Origin of the sequence: Pedobacter cryoconitis (assembly GCF_014200595.1) — a bacterium.
Classification (GTDB): domain Bacteria; phylum Bacteroidota; class Bacteroidia; order Sphingobacteriales; family Sphingobacteriaceae; genus Pedobacter; species Pedobacter cryoconitis_C.
Genome location: NZ_JACHCG010000001.1, coordinates 1,950,662 through 1,966,921, shown reverse-complemented (window position 1 = coordinate 1,966,921; position 16,260 = coordinate 1,950,662). Strand labels below are relative to the sequence as shown.

Below are 16,260 nucleotides of genomic sequence, written 5' to 3'. Positions count from 1 at the left end.
AACAGGTTCCATCTGATTATGAACGTCCATATAATTTAACTAAATCATGTAAATAAACACGTATAGCATCATTCAACTCCCTGGACTTTACCCGCCATACCCAATTCCGCTTAATCGAAGCAGGAACATTCATCCTTGCTTTTGCCCCTTTGTTCAAAATATCCTGTACCGGAACGATGACAACATTGGCAGTTGATGCATAAGCTAACCTGATCAATACGTGCGCGATGTTTCCCTTAGAAACTTTTGAACCCGTATAACTGTTAATTCTTGCTTTGTCATCCTGATTAATATCTTTTTCATACCAGTTTCTGGTTGTATTGTTATCATGGGTTCCCGTATAAACCAGGCAATTGACCGAAGTAAAATTATGGGGTGCATGAACGGACGCCGGGCTATCTTCTCCAAAAGCAAACTGTAAGACCTTCATCCCAGGCAGCTCATAGTGGTCACGGAGCGCTACCACCTCTACATCAATTTCCCCCAGATCTTCTGCAATAAAAGGGATATTTCCAAATTGTGCGGCTAGAAAATCGAAAACCTGCCTTCCCGGCCCCTTTTTCCAACTGCCAAATTTTGCAGAACTGCTTCCCGCGGGAACTTCCCAATAAGATGAAAACGCACGAAAATGATCCAGGCGGATTAAGTCATACAAATCAATATTTCTCCTTATTCTTTGCACCCACCAGTCATATTTTGACTTTTCCATCGCTTTCCAATTATAAACTGGCATCCCCCAAAGCTGTCCATCGGCATTAAAATAATCTGGCGGAACCCCGGCGACGCCCTTCATCTCTCCTGAAGAACTGATTTCAAACAGCTCCTGGTTAGCCCACACATCACAGGAATCCAGTGCAGCATAAAATGGAAGATCACCAATTAACTTTATATTTAAGCTCACTGCATATGCCTTCAATTCTTTCCATTGCCTGAAGAATATAAACTGATACCATTTAACCTCATTTATTTCATCCTCATGCTGAGCTTTAAATTCTGATAAAGCAGACAAATCCTTGTTTTTCAACTCAGAAGGCCATTCATACCACGGTTTATCAGCATTTAAAGTCTTTAGTACTTCATACACTGCATAGTCTTCCAGCCAGTAAGCCTGGCTGGAAGAAAAGTCTGAAAACTCCTGACCCTTCCCCTCAAACTTTTGTTTAAACTGCTCATAAGCTAAGTTTAACAATCTCTTTTTCTTTTGAACGACCGAAGCAAAATTGACTTTTCTTTTGACCTTCAGGTGCTTTGTTTTAAAATCATCATTCTCCAGCAGTCCATCTTTGATTAAGAGTTCCGGACTAATTAAAACAGGATTTGCAGCCATGACCGAACTGGAGGCATACGGAGAATAAGCTTGCGTATCCAGCACAGGATTTAAAGGTAATATCTGCCAGTATTTTTGACCAGAAGCGGCTAAAAAATCAATAAAATTAATTGCTTCCGGGCCAAGGTCACCAATACCAAATGCAGAAGGCAATGAAGTAATATGCATTAAAATCCCGGCGCCCCTTTCCTGATGTTCAACTTTTTGATGCAGGATGCCAAATGGTACAGATTTAAAAACATCCTGTAACACAAGAACACTATCCTTAACTTCACAGCTCTGATTCTCTATTAAATCAACATAAGCCAACGGAGCCTCCGCAGGTAAAACAACCTGAGTATCCCCTAACCCGAAATGCAAACTCTTCTGCTCAGTTAATAGCGCTGCAACATTCACAGGCACTACAAATATTGCCCAGTCCGTTTGATATCTGCGTGCAAAAGCAATAAAATCAGCTGCATGCGTACCAGTAACCTTTAGCGGGATATATAATCCGGATCTGAATAACTCAGCATATTCCGCTCTGAACTTTAGCAGTTTCTGCAAAATCAGTAATTTGATTTCTCCTGCCGAGCTTTCCTGCCACAATAATTTGATATTGAATGATTTTTTTAAAAAATCCTCCATATACTGTTTGCGTAGCCCATAATCTACAGCCCTGCGGTTATCAGGATCTACCATACTAAAATCCCAAAGCTCCGTACCCTGGTAAGTATCAGGAATCCCCGGAACCCCATGTTTAAGAATTAAAGAAGACAATGATTTCACCATGCCCAAATGTGCTAGTCTTCGGAAAAAATCAATGAAAACAGACCAGAATTCACGTTGAGTATCGAGAATTCTGACCACAAATGCACTGGTTGCAGCCTCATACTCTGCGTCCGGATTCTCCCACCCGGATTTCTCTTTAGCCTCACGTAAGGCTTTTTGCATATAGTCAAGAAACCTGTTTTGATAAACCTCACGGTCTTCCCGCTCATCATAAGTTGACACCAGGGTCTGATAAATGAAATAGGTATCATTTTCATCAGGAGCAGCTCCATCCGTTGCATTTAACACGTTCCAATCCTTCACCTGCTGCAACCATTCTCCTCTGAGATCAGTAAGGATGCTCAGCCTTGCCCTGGCATCTTCTCCACGCTTAGTATCATGCGTAGCAGTAGAATTCATAGTCAATGGCCAGTTTTCACCTCTGTTCAGGACAGCCTCATGAAAATCTGCCACCTTTAATCCAAAAACTGCCGGAGAATCTCCAACTTCATTATTGCCGATATGCCTGCTGTAAGTATACATTAAAGTATCCTCCACACCTTTAGCCATTAACGGCCCGGAGAATTGCATCAATCTTTGATAAAAAGATATGTGATCATAAAGCAGTGCTTTTTTTATCAATTGAACCGGCTTTAATAATTCTTTATCTTTTTCCAATTCTGCAAACAGCTTTTCCATAGCCTCCATTTCCTGCTGTGGCAGTGGATAAGCATTTCCATAAAACCGGTAAACCGGGCATAGAATTAAAAGTTCAGAGATGATGTGTTTAAATACCCCGAAATCTCCGGTTGCCAGTCGTTCTGATCCTTCCGGTAAAATATTCAGCAAAAGCTGGAAGAGATTTTCAAGCTCCCCCTGCATCGCAGTACTTAGAATTTTACGTTTCTTTTCATGGATCTGTTCTTCAACAAGCTGATGGTCATCAGTCAGATTTTTATAAAATTTATCAAACTTCTTTTCCGACTGCTCATTGGTATACAACTGGTTGGCTAGTCCAAGGTAATCATATCCTGTAGTCCCCTGTATGGGCCATTCTGTAGGTAAAACCTCTCCAGGCTCTAAAATTTTCTCTGCGACGATATAAACATCCTCCCCACAAAGCGCTCTTAAATTTTCCAGGTACTGCATCGGATCAAAAAGCCCGTCGATATGATCGATCCTCAATCCCTGGAATATCTTCTGGTCTATAAGCTCTTTAATTAAAACATGAAAATCGTCAAAAGTAGCCTTCGATTGCATATTCAGACAAATCAAGCTATTCACCGTAAAAAAACGGCGGTAATTCATGCGTTCGTTGCTTTCCTGATAAGAACATAAACGGTAAAACTGCTGCCCGGTTATCTCCTGCATCGAACCTTTCAGGTCAGTACCTTTTCTCAATGGCCAGTAACTCTCGTTATATTTTAAAAACCATGCTCCTTTTTGCTTTACTAGTGAAAACTTTTCATTCGCGATCTCTTCCGCTAAACCAGCTCCCAGAAAAGGCGCCATTAATGGTTCTTTTGCCAAATCCTTTGAGATAATATCAAAATGATTTCTGTATTTTGACTGCTCCCCCTTTTTTAACACGTCCATTAGCCATGGATTCCGGTAATCATAAGCCATATGATTGGGTACAATGTCTTGTATCCAGCCCATTTTTACAGCAGCCAGCTCTTTAGCGATTAATTTAAGTTCCGCTAACGAACCGATCTCCGGATTAATCTGTATTGGATTGATGCCATCATAACCATGCATACTTCCAGGAACAGCGGTGAAAATTGGCGAAGCATAAATTGTCTTTACACCTAACTGATGCAAATAAGGGATCAATTTACGAAAATCATTAAAAGTAAAATCCGCATGAAATTGAATGCGGTAAGTAGAGATCGGATTAAACATATTTAGCGGAATAAGCTATGAAAGATTCTGGGGATACAATAATCTGGTGATTAAGATCGGCTGATGAAGGTTCGCCGGGGCCAAGCCATATTAAAGATGCAGAGTTAATCAACTCCTTTAAAATACTGATATGATCAGGAATATCGAGCACCAGTTGTTCAGTTGAAAAATTGAGCACACACCAGATAAGCTCAGTCGGGTCAGCACATTTTCTTTCCAGCAACAAAGAATTTTGTGCCTCCAGCACACTGACTTCCGGAGATTCATGGGCAATAAAGCTGAAGTACTTTTTACGCAGAGAAATCAACTGCTGATAATAGCGGAAAATACAAGCATGCCGGTGTTCACCAATCAGTTCCCAATTTAGCCGGGATTGATTAAAAGTACCTTCATCCTGCGGATCAGGTGTTTCTCCCTGATCAAACATCGCTGCAAACTCTTCAGCTCTGCCATTCCTGACCTGCGTAATCAACTCCGGGTCTGAATGGTCTACGAAATAAAGGAACGGGTTAGTCTCTCCCCATTCCTCTCCCATAAATAATAAAGGTAAAAAAGGAGAAAACAGTACAGCGCCAGCCATTAGTTTACACATTTCAAAGCTGAAGAGCTTACTTGTACGTTCTCCCAGCATCCTGTTACCAATCTGATCATGGTTCTGAGAAAAGACAACAAACTGATTGTCATTCTTTCCAAATGCCTTGCGTCCAAATGTTTTTTCACGTACAACTGAGTACATACCTGTATAAACATAAGCGTCTATATAAGATTTCGCAAGATGCTGTATACCGGAAAAATCTTCATAATAACCCCTGGCAGGCTCACCAGCAGTTACCCGTAACGCATGGTGAAACTCATCCACCCACTGCGCATCCATTCCTAAACCATTCTCCCCAATTGCAGTGATATAGCGTGGATCATTCAAATCACATTCTGCAATCAGGTAATGTTTACGTCCGGTTTTTTCCAGTAATAAACTTGTATGGCACCTGATTTCTTCCAGAATATGCAACGCGCCAAAATCCTTGATTGCATGAACTGCATCAAGTCTTAAAGCATCAATGTGAAAATCACGGAACCACATCAGTACATTTTCTATGAAGTAATTCCTGACCCCATCACTTCCCTGGTCATCAAAATTGACAGCATTGCCCCAGGGCGTTTTATATTTATCTGTAAAATACGGCCCAAAAGCACTTAGATAATTTCCCTCAGGGCCAACATGGTTATAAACCACATCTAAAACCACTGCAAGTCCTTTCTGGTGACATACATCGACCAACTCCTGCAAACCGGCCGCACCTCCATACGATTCCTGAACTGAAAAAGGAAAAACACCATCATATCCCCAATTCCGCTTTCCTGGAAATGAAGCGACAGGCATCAGCTCAATTGCTGTAATCCCAAGCTCAATTAAGTGGTCAATATGATTGATAATTCCCTTAAAAGTACCTTCACTACTAAAAGCAGCAGTGTGTATTTCATAAAAAATATAATCTTGCAAAGGGATGTTTTCCCACGAAGAGTCTGTCCAGTTATAAGCGGTGTTGATGGCCAGAGAACCGCCATGTACACCGTCAGGCTGCGCTAAAGAAGCAGGGTCGGCCAAACGTTTTTCCTTATCTATTACAAACCAGTACAAATCACCAGGTTTGATCAGTGCTGTGCAAAGCGACCAGTAGCCAGCTAAATCAGGTTTAAGCTCCAATAGTAATGTTTCGGTAGCTATGGAAACCTGTGTGGCGCCTGGTGCCCAAACTTTAACTACTGCCTCGTTAAGAGGATTAAAATTTACACCGATGCCTCTTTTTAATATTTCCATATGTAGCTGATTTCTCTCTTTTAGTTGATTTAAGAACACCATGTCCCAAAAAGAGTTTTAAGATTTTTACTCCTGTATTTAATTTCCGGAGCGCGGATCTGTCCGGCTCCCGGACGATTTCGCCAGCGTGCCCATTTTCCCCTTTCCTGAAATTTAACATTTAGGTAGATTTATATAGTTGAAACAATTAAACCATGAAAAAACCCCTTTATAAACGAAGAACAATACGGGTATTAGCCATCCTGCTGCTTTGTTTTGGTATCCTGCAACTCTTCAGGCCCGAATTAAAAAAGCAACCTGTAACCGCAGATTTTAACGGCCCCGAAAATGTAAAGGCTATTTTAAAAACAGCCTGTTATGACTGTCATTCCAATGAACCAGATCTCAAATGGTTTGATCATCTTCAACCAGCCTACAGTATTGCACTCGCGGATATTGAAGAAGGCAAAGCGGGCCTTAACTTTTCTGAATGGGGCAACATGGCACCAGGCGATCAGAAAGCCAGGCTATTTGAAATCCTTAACCAGATCACTACAGGAAGCATGCCATTGAAAAGTTACCAGGTACTGCACCGTTCAGCGAACCTGGATCCGGCTGAGATAGTTATTGTCAAAAACTACGTTGCAGGTATGATTAAAGACCATCCCGCAGATACTGCCCTGATCAATACAGCGAATAAACAATTCAATAACTGGAATGAACAGCACCTTAAAGCAGAGAAACTGCCAGAAACACTGACTGGTGTTCCTTATCAGCCCGGCTATAAAAACTGGCAGGTGGTGAGCACAACTGATCGGATTGACAATAATACCATGCGGGTAATCTTTGGAAACCCTGTTGCCATTAAAGCCATAGCTGAACATCAGATTAACCCGTGGCCAGAAGGAACTATTTTCGCTAAAGTTGCATGGGATAAACTACAGGATGCCGATGGAAATGTCAAAACAGGTGCGTTCAAGCAAGTAGAATATATGATTAAAGACAGTAAGAAATATAAGGATACAAAAGGCTGGGGCTGGGCAAGGTTCAAAACAATGAAACTGCTGCCTTATGGTAAAAACATTGGATACGCAACTGAATGTGTCAACTGTCACCGCCCGATGTCCAATAATGATTTTGTATTCACCCTTCCAGTTAAACATTAAACTATGCAATTCAAAATGCAATATTCAGCCTTTATCTTACTATTGCTAAGCGCAATGGGCTGTCAGCAACAAAATAATCATGCAGGTGAATTAAATAAAGCCGCAGGCCTGCCGGAGCAATTACACTTCAATCAATTGGGGCTGAAAGTAATTACCTCTATGATCAGCAAAAAAGAAGCTACTATGTCAACGCTGTATGGGAATGATCTCGCTTTAAAATATGCAAAATCAAAAGAGGACAGTACCGTTGGAGGTATGGTATTTGCACTGGTTACCTGGAAACAGCAGGACGACGAGAGATGGTTTGGTGCAAAAATCCCGGGGCAATTTCAAAGTGTCGAGACGGTAACTACCAGAGCGGATGGAAACGCTATCCAAACTACCTATAAAATTGATAAAGGAGAAAAATTAAACATCAATTCCATGACCGAAAAAGACCGGATAAAATATATCTTAGCCCAAAAAGCGTCAGTAATGCCTTAAATCAGTTCATGTTATCCAGCAAAATCAATTATTCAGCGCATAAATCAGTCTTTTTTGTCCCGGCAAAAATCATTTGGTTCAGCTCCTTATTTATGGGCATACTTGCCTCTATACCAAAAATCCTGCAACTTCATGTAACTGCTGTAGAATTGGCTGTAGACGCTTCTATTGCTTTTTTATTCTCTCTTTCTACCTGGTATTTCAACATTTACGGCTTACCGAAGTTTTCCAATATCCCGGTAACCAACAGGTTTTTTAATCTCAGGTTGCTTTACAGTATCTTCTTTGGAATCGTGCTGATGCTGATTCTTGTTGGTATTCACCAGGTATTATTTCCAGGATATCATTTTCAATCTATGATCTTAATGTATCAATTCCGCGGCATACTGATCAACCTGACTATCTATATGTTCTTATATTTTTTATATCAAACCTATAGGAATCATCAAATTGAACTGGAGCTGGAACGTGTTAAAGCTGATCACCTGACTGCACAATATGAATCACTAAAACAGCAAGTTAACCCGCATTTTCTCTTTAATAGCTTGAATACATTAAAGTCAATGGTGGAAATTGAAGACAAGCATAGTGCTGAATTTATTTTAAACCTCTCAGATTTTTACAGATTTACCCTGGAAAAACGAAAGCAGGATGTTATTCCCTTAGCAGAAGAATTAAGCATCTTGCATTCGTATATGTTTTTATTAAGTGCCCGGTTTGAAGAAGGGATCATTTTCGACGATCAGATACCTGAAAGCTATTCCACCTCCTTAATCCCACCATTTACCCTGCAATTATTAGTAGAAAACTGCATCAAACATAATGTAGTTTCACTCGAACAACCGTTAACTATCTTCTTATCTGTCAATAAAGATATGCTTTGCATTCAGAACAATTTGCAGCTAAAAATGAATCCGGACCCCTCTTTAAAAATGGGACTGGAAAATATAAACCAGCGCTACCAGCATCTGAATGGGAAAAACATAGAAATAGAAGAAAATCCCGGATCATTTACTGTTAAACTTCCACTGATATGAATATCGTAATCATAGAAGATGAGATCAAAACGGCTAAAGCATTGGCCAAAATGATCCTGTTAATCCAGCCCTCTGCTCAGATTGCTGCGACTATTCAAAGCGTTAAAACGGCAGTAGCTTATCTTTCGGAGAATGCCAATCCTGATCTGATCTTCATGGATGTTCAATTAGCTGATGGCAATTGTTTTGAAATTTTCAAACAGGTTCAGGTGCTCTCCCCTGTTATCTTTTGTACAGCTTTTGATGAATATGCGATGGATGCTTTTAAGGCAAATGGTGTGGATTATATTTTAAAACCTTTCTCAACTGAGAGTCTCCAAAGTGCGTTTGAAAAAGTAGCCCTGCTTAAGAATTTTTTCCAGGTCAACGAACAGGCTTCACTTCAAATCAATAAGCTACTGGATCCGGCCGGTAAAACAGGGTTTTTAGTTTTTAAAAACAATAAATACAGCACCATACAAACTCACGATATTGCCTGCTTTTATATCCGTGATGAAATCACGACGCTGGTCACTGTTAACAGTGAAGAATACGCAATTTCACAATCGCTGGAAGAACTTTACAAAGTGCTGAACCCGAAACAATTCTTTCGGATCAATCGTCAGTACTTGATTAGTTATAGTGCCGTTAAAGAAGTAGAACACTACTTTGCCCGTAAATTGCTTGTTAAACTGAATATTTCCACTGCTGAACAATTGATCATAGGAAAAGATAAAGCCACCTTATTCTTAAACTGGCTGGATAACCGGTAAGAAAGAGTTTAAATAACAAAAGCCCCCCGCAACTCAAAAACGGGAGGCCTTTAACCAGCATAGCGATGAATTTATTTCCTCACTTTAACATTGATGTTTTTATCATAGTATACAATATGATTGTTATACTTCAATTTGATCTTTTTATAGACTCCTGCTTCAATTTTATTCACAGAGACAAAGAAAGTACCTTTTTGACCATCCAACCAGCTTAAATAGGTTTTCATCTGCTTCTCAGGTACATCTTCCTTATTGATCATCTTTAAGGGAACATCCACGTTATTTGCATCAACCAGGAAAAGCGCTATCTTTTTATTATTAGCTGCAATTCCTTCATTGACGCCCACATTTTCGATGTCTATCAAGTTATATTCATAAAACTCAGATGCAGGATAAATGAATAGATTATTGGCCGAAAAGCCTACCGATTTGATAAACGGTTCCGGATCGTAAGGTGAAATTTTAAGCTTATAAGTCTTAACACTTCCATCATGTCCTGTTACATTGAATGTGGTCTGTTCATTGAACAGCACCTTTGTTCCGGAAGCTGGTTTTACCGTACTTCCTTCAGACAGTTTAATGACCGGAGCAATACTGTCCGGTAACTTTTGTTCTGGTGGCCAGTAGAAATAAATCTCATTATTAGCGGTGATTGCTCCTTTAATAGGCTCTCCTGTCGCATCATTAGTGACGAAACTTAACATATCCGTGGTGTAAATTTTACTGTCCTCTTTCTTACAGGATGATAATATGGATAAGAGTATCAATAAACTGAATACAATTTGTGTGACTCTTAATCTACTGTATATAAATCTCATGGTTTTATTAATAATTTAAAGGCAAAGCCTGTATATGATCTGATTTTTAGTTTTTTGCTCTGACAGTGACGTAAGAAAATCCTGTTTTAGGTGGAAACCCTTCAAATAATGCCGTAGGGATATAATCTCCCGGAGGTACATTTTCAGGAACACGGATTACAGCTTCACTTAAAGTATAGGAAACAATAGGCAATAGTGTTTTTACCCCGTTCACCATAATACTGAACTCAGTGAAATTCTTGAATACGGAATTATAAGAGCGTTCGATAATAAAAGTCTCACCCTGATTCACAATCTTATTCCCTAATAACCAGCCTGGTCTGCCGAAAACCAATTCTACTGGTTTTTTCATTTCTATTTCTAACTTCAAAAACTTCACTCTTACTTTATAAACGCCCGGCTGCATATCCAGCGGCATTTGTCTGTCTATAGAATAAAAAACTTTCCCGTCTTTTTTGATCACAGAAGAAACATATTCACCACCTTTAGAGAGTACAGTTTCTTTCCCATCAGCGGCAATAAGCGTCATTTTAACCTCGTCAAACAAGGTTCTCTCAAAGTTTCCAGTGATTGTTATCGAACTGCCAATATTGATTTTAGCAATATCATCAGTTGATAATTCATCTACAACCAGTGGCGTTTTTTGCTGTACAACGATGATCAGTTTATAAGTGGTTACACTTTTATCACTGCCTGTTACCTCGTAAGTTGTTTTTTCATCCAGTATATCTACCCGTTGCGGAGTATTTTTAAGGGTTGCACCAGCCGAAAGCGTGATCTTCGGTTCAATAAATGTCAAACCATATTGTAAGGGAATATAAATAGTAACGGTTTTTTCAATGTCGTCAACAACCCCATGGATATCATTTTCAGGTAACGATACCGTATAAGTCAGAATTTTGCTGTTAGGTTCTGGTGTTGGGTCATTGGATTTAGTGCAGGCCGGGGTCAATAAGACAAATACGGCGCAGCATGCAGAGATCAGGTAATTTAGTTTCATTTTTTTAATTGTAATCATTAGAATTTGGTGCTGCCTTTTGGTAATAGAATGAAGTCGAATGTCAGGAACATTTTGGGGGTGTCTTTAAACATCTTATCTGCCGTTAAAACATCTTTATAGCAGCTTATAATCTTTATTTTAGCATAATTCCCTTTTGCGGTACGCAGAATAATTGTCCTGGTTTCGGGCATGGCGTAAGCCACATGTTTTTTATCAATTGCACCGCCACCTCTGATCGTTCCTCCATAGTCGTAGAGATACCAGCCAACACCTTCTCCGAATGCACCGGCATCATCCGATCCTACTGCCCTGCTTTTTGTTTTAAACTCGGAATCCGCGGGTATTGTTGTGACCTGGTCAAAAGGGAGCGGGAGAATCAGGATTCCGCCATTGCCCCCACCTCTAAAACCTTTATTGCTTTTATCAGTACTGCTGTTCCCTTCCAGAAAACTATTGAAAATACCGTCAAACGCGATATCCCAATCTGCTGTTTTTGCCTGATCAGGACTGATTGCTTTGTTATTTTCCAGGCTGTAGTAAAATGGAGGAGTTACACCTGCGTATAATGCGTCCTCTTTAGTAATTTGTAAGTTGGTGATACGTGTCAGTGTATTAAAAGGAGCTGTTCCTTTAAATGGCTCTTCAGTAACAGGCTTCTGTGGGGTATCTGGCTGAACATCATTTTCTTTTGAACAAGAAGAAAACATAAAAACAAGCAGTGCCAAAGAAGATATTATCGGTATTCTATTGGTAGTTACACTTTTCATATTGTGTTTTGTGTGGTGAATAATGCCTCTTTTGAGGTTGTTATACAGGATTTAGTTCGCTATTTAAAACGATTCTAATTAATGTGCCGCAAACCTATATAAAGACTTCTGTAAATATTTGTTCAATCTGTATTATCTTTTATTCAATGTGTATTATCTTTTGTGCTATCTGTATTAGCTTTTATTCAATCCGTATTTATTGATATATTGCGTGAATTATTTATCTCATGAAGAAATAGCAGTTATTTTATGGACATTGTTAAAATACCGAAGAAACTAAGGGACATACTGGATACTTTAAGAAGCGGACAAATAGAGTCCGGGTTAGCGCAGCTTGCAGAAATAAAAGAATTTGAACCGCAAAAAGCTATTGTTTTAGCAGAATTTAACTACTTCAGCAGCAATTATGAGTTAGCGATGGTAAATGATGAAAAGGCTTTACCATTTGATGAACAATGGTACGCAGGAAACATCTTATCTGAACACTTCTTTGCTTATACAAGCGCGGCCATTATAAGTAATCATCAAAAAAGAGCAGAAAACTTCTACAAAACATACCTGGCTGAAAAGAAACAATCAGATTTGGAAGATTATCGCTTTAATACCTATAAACACCAGGTGAGTCAGCATCTGGCAAAACTTAAGGGGAAAAAGAACCTGACAATTGATCCCGCACCACTTAAAGTTATTAAGGATGGGAAAGAAATGACCGGCTTTATTGCACAATTAAAAAAATACAAACCTAAATTAACACATGACAGCGTTAAAGGAGCAGAATATTTGCTTAGTTTTATGTTTGAAGAAGGAAATACAGACGAAAGTTTAGCATATTATGAAAAGTATGCAGAAGAATTAACCAATGGAGACAATCACCTGCATGCCGCAAGGCTTTTCTTGTTAACGGGTGAGCTTGAAAAAGCAAAAACGGCAATCAGGAATTATGTGAAAATATGGTATCCGGTTGAGTACATTCAAATTACACCGATGCGGCTTTGGGAATTTGAAGACTTATATCCAATTTTGACCAAAGAATTCAAGGAAGAGATATTGCGGATACCAAAAGCAAGATCATAAAATGGACTATTTGATTATTGGAGATATTCACGGTTGTTTTTTTACTTTTTCGGAGTTGTTAAAGCACTGGAATAAAGAAAAATAATACTTCATTGCTGTAGGAGACTTGATTGACCGCGGAAAGGGCGAATAATAATTTCGCCCACATCAACATTTGCCGGCGTAGTTATTTCTTCTCCCTCCTGATCATACTCAGAAAAACCGGGGTAATCCCCAGATAAGAAGCAATTTGTTTTTGAGCAATCCGCTGCTCTAACCCCGGATACTGTTTCTTGAAAATCCTGTAACGCTCATGGGCTGGCTTTGAAAGGATTTTGGTAATCCGTCTTTGATAAGAGCTAAAGCCATTTTGATATAATATCCGAAAGAATCTTTCGAGTTTTGGAACCGTTATATATAGATTTTCCAATGCTTCATGTGTCAGAAAAACCACTTCAGTACCCTCTTCTAGTGCAGCGATCGCGTAAAATGACTTTTGACCTGATGCAAAACTACTTAGATCTGCACACCACCAATCCTCCGGACAAAAGAGAATATTATGTTCCGCCCCATCCTCAGTATGATGAAACATGCGTAAACTTCCTTTATTTACAAAATAAATATGTTTACAGACCTCACCAGTGTTAAGCAAACTCTCATTTTTCTTTAGCTTTTTTGATTTGAGCTTCTGCTGGATCAATAGCATTTCTGAATTTTCAAGTTTGATATGTTTCGCCAGGTTTTCAAAAAAGAGCTCGTACATTTTTTAGCAGATTGAATTCAAATGTACGGCTCTTAAAGCTTTATCCCAACGGCCCAAAGAAACTTACCAGGCGTGTAATTTGATAATTCTCATTAAATTCAAAATAGTCGAAGCCTTCTCTTGTTTCTCCATTGATGTCAACTAAAAATTAAATTAGTTTAACAAATAACTAAACCCGGTCTATTCTGGACAATCCCGATTTAATCCTGGTCAGTTCCCCTAACAAAGCCGTTACAGGAACAAGATTTTTACCTGTAAGCAGCGAAACCTTTGCTACTGCAAAATTCAGTGTTTCAATCTCTGTTTCCCGTTTATTTAAGATGTCCTGATACGTTGATATTTTCTGTCCATCAGACATTTTACTGATAGCAATTACATTTTGCAGTACTTCATCCATGGTTAAATCAATACCATTTTCATTTGCCACAGCTATACATTCATTAATTACTGTTTTTGCAATTTCCAATGCAGCTTCATTGCGATGAAAAACACCATTATCGATTTCCAGTAAAGGACAGATGGAGTTAAACACACAATTGCTGATTACTTTTTTCCAGATTACTTTCTGAATATCTGGTTCTTCCCTAAAAGAAAATACAGCGGTATTCAATTCATTAACAAGGTGATGCAGAACTTCATTTGATCCTTTAATTAAACCAACCGGTGAAGGTGCAACAAGTCTGAATCTTACTTTATGCGCAGATACGGACTGGCTCGTTGCCAATAATACACATCTGTACAATTCAGTAAAACCCAGCTTAATAAAGCTATCTTCAATATGTAATCCATTCTGAAGAAAAACTATCGGTGTATTCTTTGCCTTTGATTTAAGCTTTTCAGCCAATTTCTCATTTCCAAAGGATTTGTTCGTTAACAATATCATACCATCAAGTGCGGTATAATTACTCAAAGAGCTTATAGTTATTCCGGCCTGCAAAGTACCGCCTTCCACTTCTACCTCCATATTTTCCGTATAATCAGGTTGACCGTCAACACTCCCCCTGATTATAATTACGTCCTTACCTTTTCCACTTAAAGCGACTGCTAAAGCTTTTGCAATGACACCATTCCCAATAATATATATAGCTTTAGCCAGGCTCTCCGTATTCATTGCTTCCATATCGTTTCTATTATTTTATATAAAATTGTATTACAAACCCTTAGCCTCTCTCAGAGATTTTTGTTCTTGAACTCTGGTAAGCAATGATTTTTTGTCCAGCAGCAATTCCCATTCTTCAATAGCTTTCCAGAGATTGTATTTTGCTTCTGAAATCACACTTTCAACGGCCGCATCAACACAAAAGACTGTCTGAATTCAAGCGGGGAAACTTTGACCTTAGTTTTAAAGAGTCTGCTGAATGATTGGGGATGCTCAAAACCCAGACTATAAGCAATCTCTGCAACTGTAAGCTGACTTGTACTGAGTATATCCTTTGCCTTATCAATCAGCTTATTATGAATATGCTGCTGCGTAGTTTGCCCTGTTAAAGAACGCAGCATATCATTTAAATACCGTGGAGAAACCTTCAGATAATTTGCAATCTCAATCACAGCAGGCAAACCATTTACAAGAGGTTTATCCATACTGAAAATATCCAGTAAATAAGCTTCCATTTCAGCAATAAGATCATGATGCACTATTTTCCTGGTGATAAACTGCCGGCCGTAAAAACGATTGCTATAGTTAAGCAGTACCTCAATCTGCGAGATCAGCACATCCTGGCTAAAATGATCAATATTAGTATCCAGTTCCATTGCGATGTTATCAAAAACTGAGAAGATTATTTTTTTCTCCTTATCAGACAAATACAAGGCCTCAGCTACCGAATAGGAAAAGAAACCATATTTGGCAATCTGCTTGCCCAAAGGATAATTCCTTATAAAATCCGGGTGAAATAATAAAGTATAACCACTGTAATCTTTCTCCTCACTTGCCGCAGCAATCAGTTGATTTGGTGCCGTGAATGACAGCCCACCCTCCTCAAAGTCATAATGTCCCTGTCCATACCTGATTTGTCCTGCAAAATGTTCCTTAAAAGAGATCTTAAAAAAATTAAGTATATAACCCTTACCTACTTCAGCAGTATCTACTTTGATATCTTTATAGTTTACCAGCGCAATTAAAGGGTGTAACGGCTTATCCAAACCCAGCGCCGTAAGAAGTGCCGATATACTTTGGAAATTAACTGGCTGTGGATTTTCCTTTGTCATGAGATGAAATTAGCATGGAAAGAAGCGTTCTGTTCCATGCGAAGTTAATAATTTATTCAGCGTTCCGGATCTGGTGATAAATGGGATACATATTCCAGGAAACTGTTCCCTGATCAATGATATCATGTACGGGCGAGTCTGCGAGCTCGCTCATCAAACGGTGCATTGCTGTATTGCCATCCCGTTCGGAATCCCAAGTCAGCGCATCAATTATGGTTCCGTCCCGCTGTTGCGCAATATGTCTGGACTGAAATCCTGGTTGTTTCTTCAGCCATGCATCTACATCGGCATTTGCGGCTATAAAATCCTGGTAGCTTTTATCTTTTACAAGCTTGAAAGTCGTTGTTTCCAAACCTCCTGGTTTATTTACTTTAGTCATCTTTTGTTCGTTTATCTACAACAAATGTAAGCTCATCCCCTGCCTGTTATGTAT

General features: G+C 39.2%; 14 protein-coding genes. 5 read left to right on the top strand and 9 right to left on the bottom strand.

Translation table 11 applies throughout. The features are described 5' to 3' along the window. Positions 1–16: 16 nt before the first annotated feature. Complete coding sequence (gene treY / locus HDE70_RS08130) at positions 17–3,979, bottom strand: malto-oligosyltrehalose synthase (RefSeq protein ID WP_183889291.1); 3,963 nt, start codon at positions 3,977–3,979, stop codon at positions 17–19. Next, positions 3,972–5,798: a malto-oligosyltrehalose trehalohydrolase gene (treZ, locus tag HDE70_RS08125; protein ID WP_183889289.1), complete on the bottom strand. Its 1,827-nt coding sequence runs from the start codon at positions 5,796–5,798 to the stop codon at positions 3,972–3,974. Before treZ ends, treY begins: the two co-directional genes overlap by 8 nt. A gap of 194 nt (positions 5,799–5,992) precedes the next feature. Between treZ and HDE70_RS08120 the strand changes: the two genes are divergently transcribed. The 4 genes from HDE70_RS08120 to HDE70_RS08105 are packed head-to-tail and all read left to right on the top strand — an operon-like array spanning position 5,993 to position 9,215. Further along, a complete protein-coding gene (locus tag HDE70_RS08120; RefSeq protein ID WP_183889287.1) occupies positions 5,993–6,943 on the top strand; it encodes a cytochrome P460 family protein in 951 nt (316 codons plus the stop codon). Between the two features lie 3 nt (positions 6,944–6,946). Further along, complete coding sequence (locus tag HDE70_RS08115; protein ID WP_183869640.1) at positions 6,947–7,426, top strand: hypothetical protein; 480 nt, start codon at positions 6,947–6,949, stop codon at positions 7,424–7,426. Positions 7,427–7,434: 8 nt separating this feature from the next. Next, positions 7,435–8,463 carry a sensor histidine kinase gene (locus tag HDE70_RS08110; protein ID WP_183889285.1) on the top strand — a complete coding sequence of 343 codons (1,029 nt, stop codon included), beginning with the start codon at positions 7,435–7,437 and terminating at the stop codon, positions 8,461–8,463. Further along, on the top strand, positions 8,460–9,215 hold the full coding sequence (locus HDE70_RS08105) for a LytR/AlgR family response regulator transcription factor (protein WP_183889283.1): 756 nt from the start codon (positions 8,460–8,462) through the stop codon (positions 9,213–9,215). Before HDE70_RS08110 ends, HDE70_RS08105 begins: the two co-directional genes overlap by 4 nt. A gap of 71 nt (positions 9,216–9,286) precedes the next feature. Here the strand turns inward: HDE70_RS08105 and HDE70_RS08100 are convergent, their stop codons facing one another. From HDE70_RS08100 to HDE70_RS08090, 3 genes are all read right to left on the bottom strand, one after another. After that, positions 9,287–9,919, bottom strand: a complete 633-nt coding sequence (locus HDE70_RS08100; RefSeq protein WP_183889281.1) for a hypothetical protein — start codon at positions 9,917–9,919, stop codon at positions 9,287–9,289. A gap of 160 nt (positions 9,920–10,079) precedes the next feature. Then, positions 10,080–11,033, bottom strand: a complete 954-nt coding sequence (locus tag HDE70_RS08095; protein WP_183889279.1) for a hypothetical protein — start codon at positions 11,031–11,033, stop codon at positions 10,080–10,082. A 17-nt stretch (positions 11,034–11,050) separates the two neighbouring features. Then, positions 11,051–11,800 carry an HmuY family protein gene (locus tag HDE70_RS08090; RefSeq protein ID WP_183869635.1) on the bottom strand — a complete coding sequence of 250 codons (750 nt, stop codon included), beginning with the start codon at positions 11,798–11,800 and terminating at the stop codon, positions 11,051–11,053. Between the two features lie 249 nt (positions 11,801–12,049). Here HDE70_RS08090 and HDE70_RS08085 point away from each other — a divergent pair, with 249 nt between their 5' ends. Continuing rightward, positions 12,050–12,874 carry a hypothetical protein gene (locus HDE70_RS08085; protein ID WP_183889277.1) on the top strand — a complete coding sequence of 275 codons (825 nt, stop codon included), beginning with the start codon at positions 12,050–12,052 and terminating at the stop codon, positions 12,872–12,874. Positions 12,875–13,040: 166 nt separating this feature from the next. Here HDE70_RS08085 and HDE70_RS08080 read toward each other — a convergent pair whose 3' ends face one another. The 4 genes from HDE70_RS08080 to HDE70_RS08065 all read right to left on the bottom strand — a co-directional run bounded on the left by HDE70_RS08080 (position 13,041) and on the right by HDE70_RS08065 (position 16,206). Next, positions 13,041–13,616, bottom strand: coding sequence for a Crp/Fnr family transcriptional regulator (locus HDE70_RS08080; protein ID WP_183889275.1), 576 nt, complete (start codon positions 13,614–13,616; stop codon positions 13,041–13,043). A 169-nt stretch (positions 13,617–13,785) separates the two neighbouring features. Next, positions 13,786–14,736, bottom strand: coding sequence for a ketopantoate reductase family protein (locus HDE70_RS08075; protein ID WP_221302018.1), 951 nt, complete (start codon positions 14,734–14,736; stop codon positions 13,786–13,788). A gap of 152 nt (positions 14,737–14,888) precedes the next feature. Continuing rightward, on the bottom strand, positions 14,889–15,827 hold the full coding sequence (locus HDE70_RS08070) for a helix-turn-helix domain-containing protein (RefSeq protein ID WP_183889273.1): 939 nt from the start codon (positions 15,825–15,827) through the stop codon (positions 14,889–14,891). A 52-nt stretch (positions 15,828–15,879) separates the two neighbouring features. Further along, complete coding sequence (locus HDE70_RS08065; protein ID WP_183889271.1) at positions 15,880–16,206, bottom strand: hypothetical protein; 327 nt, start codon at positions 16,204–16,206, stop codon at positions 15,880–15,882. Positions 16,207–16,260: the final 54 nt, after the last annotated feature.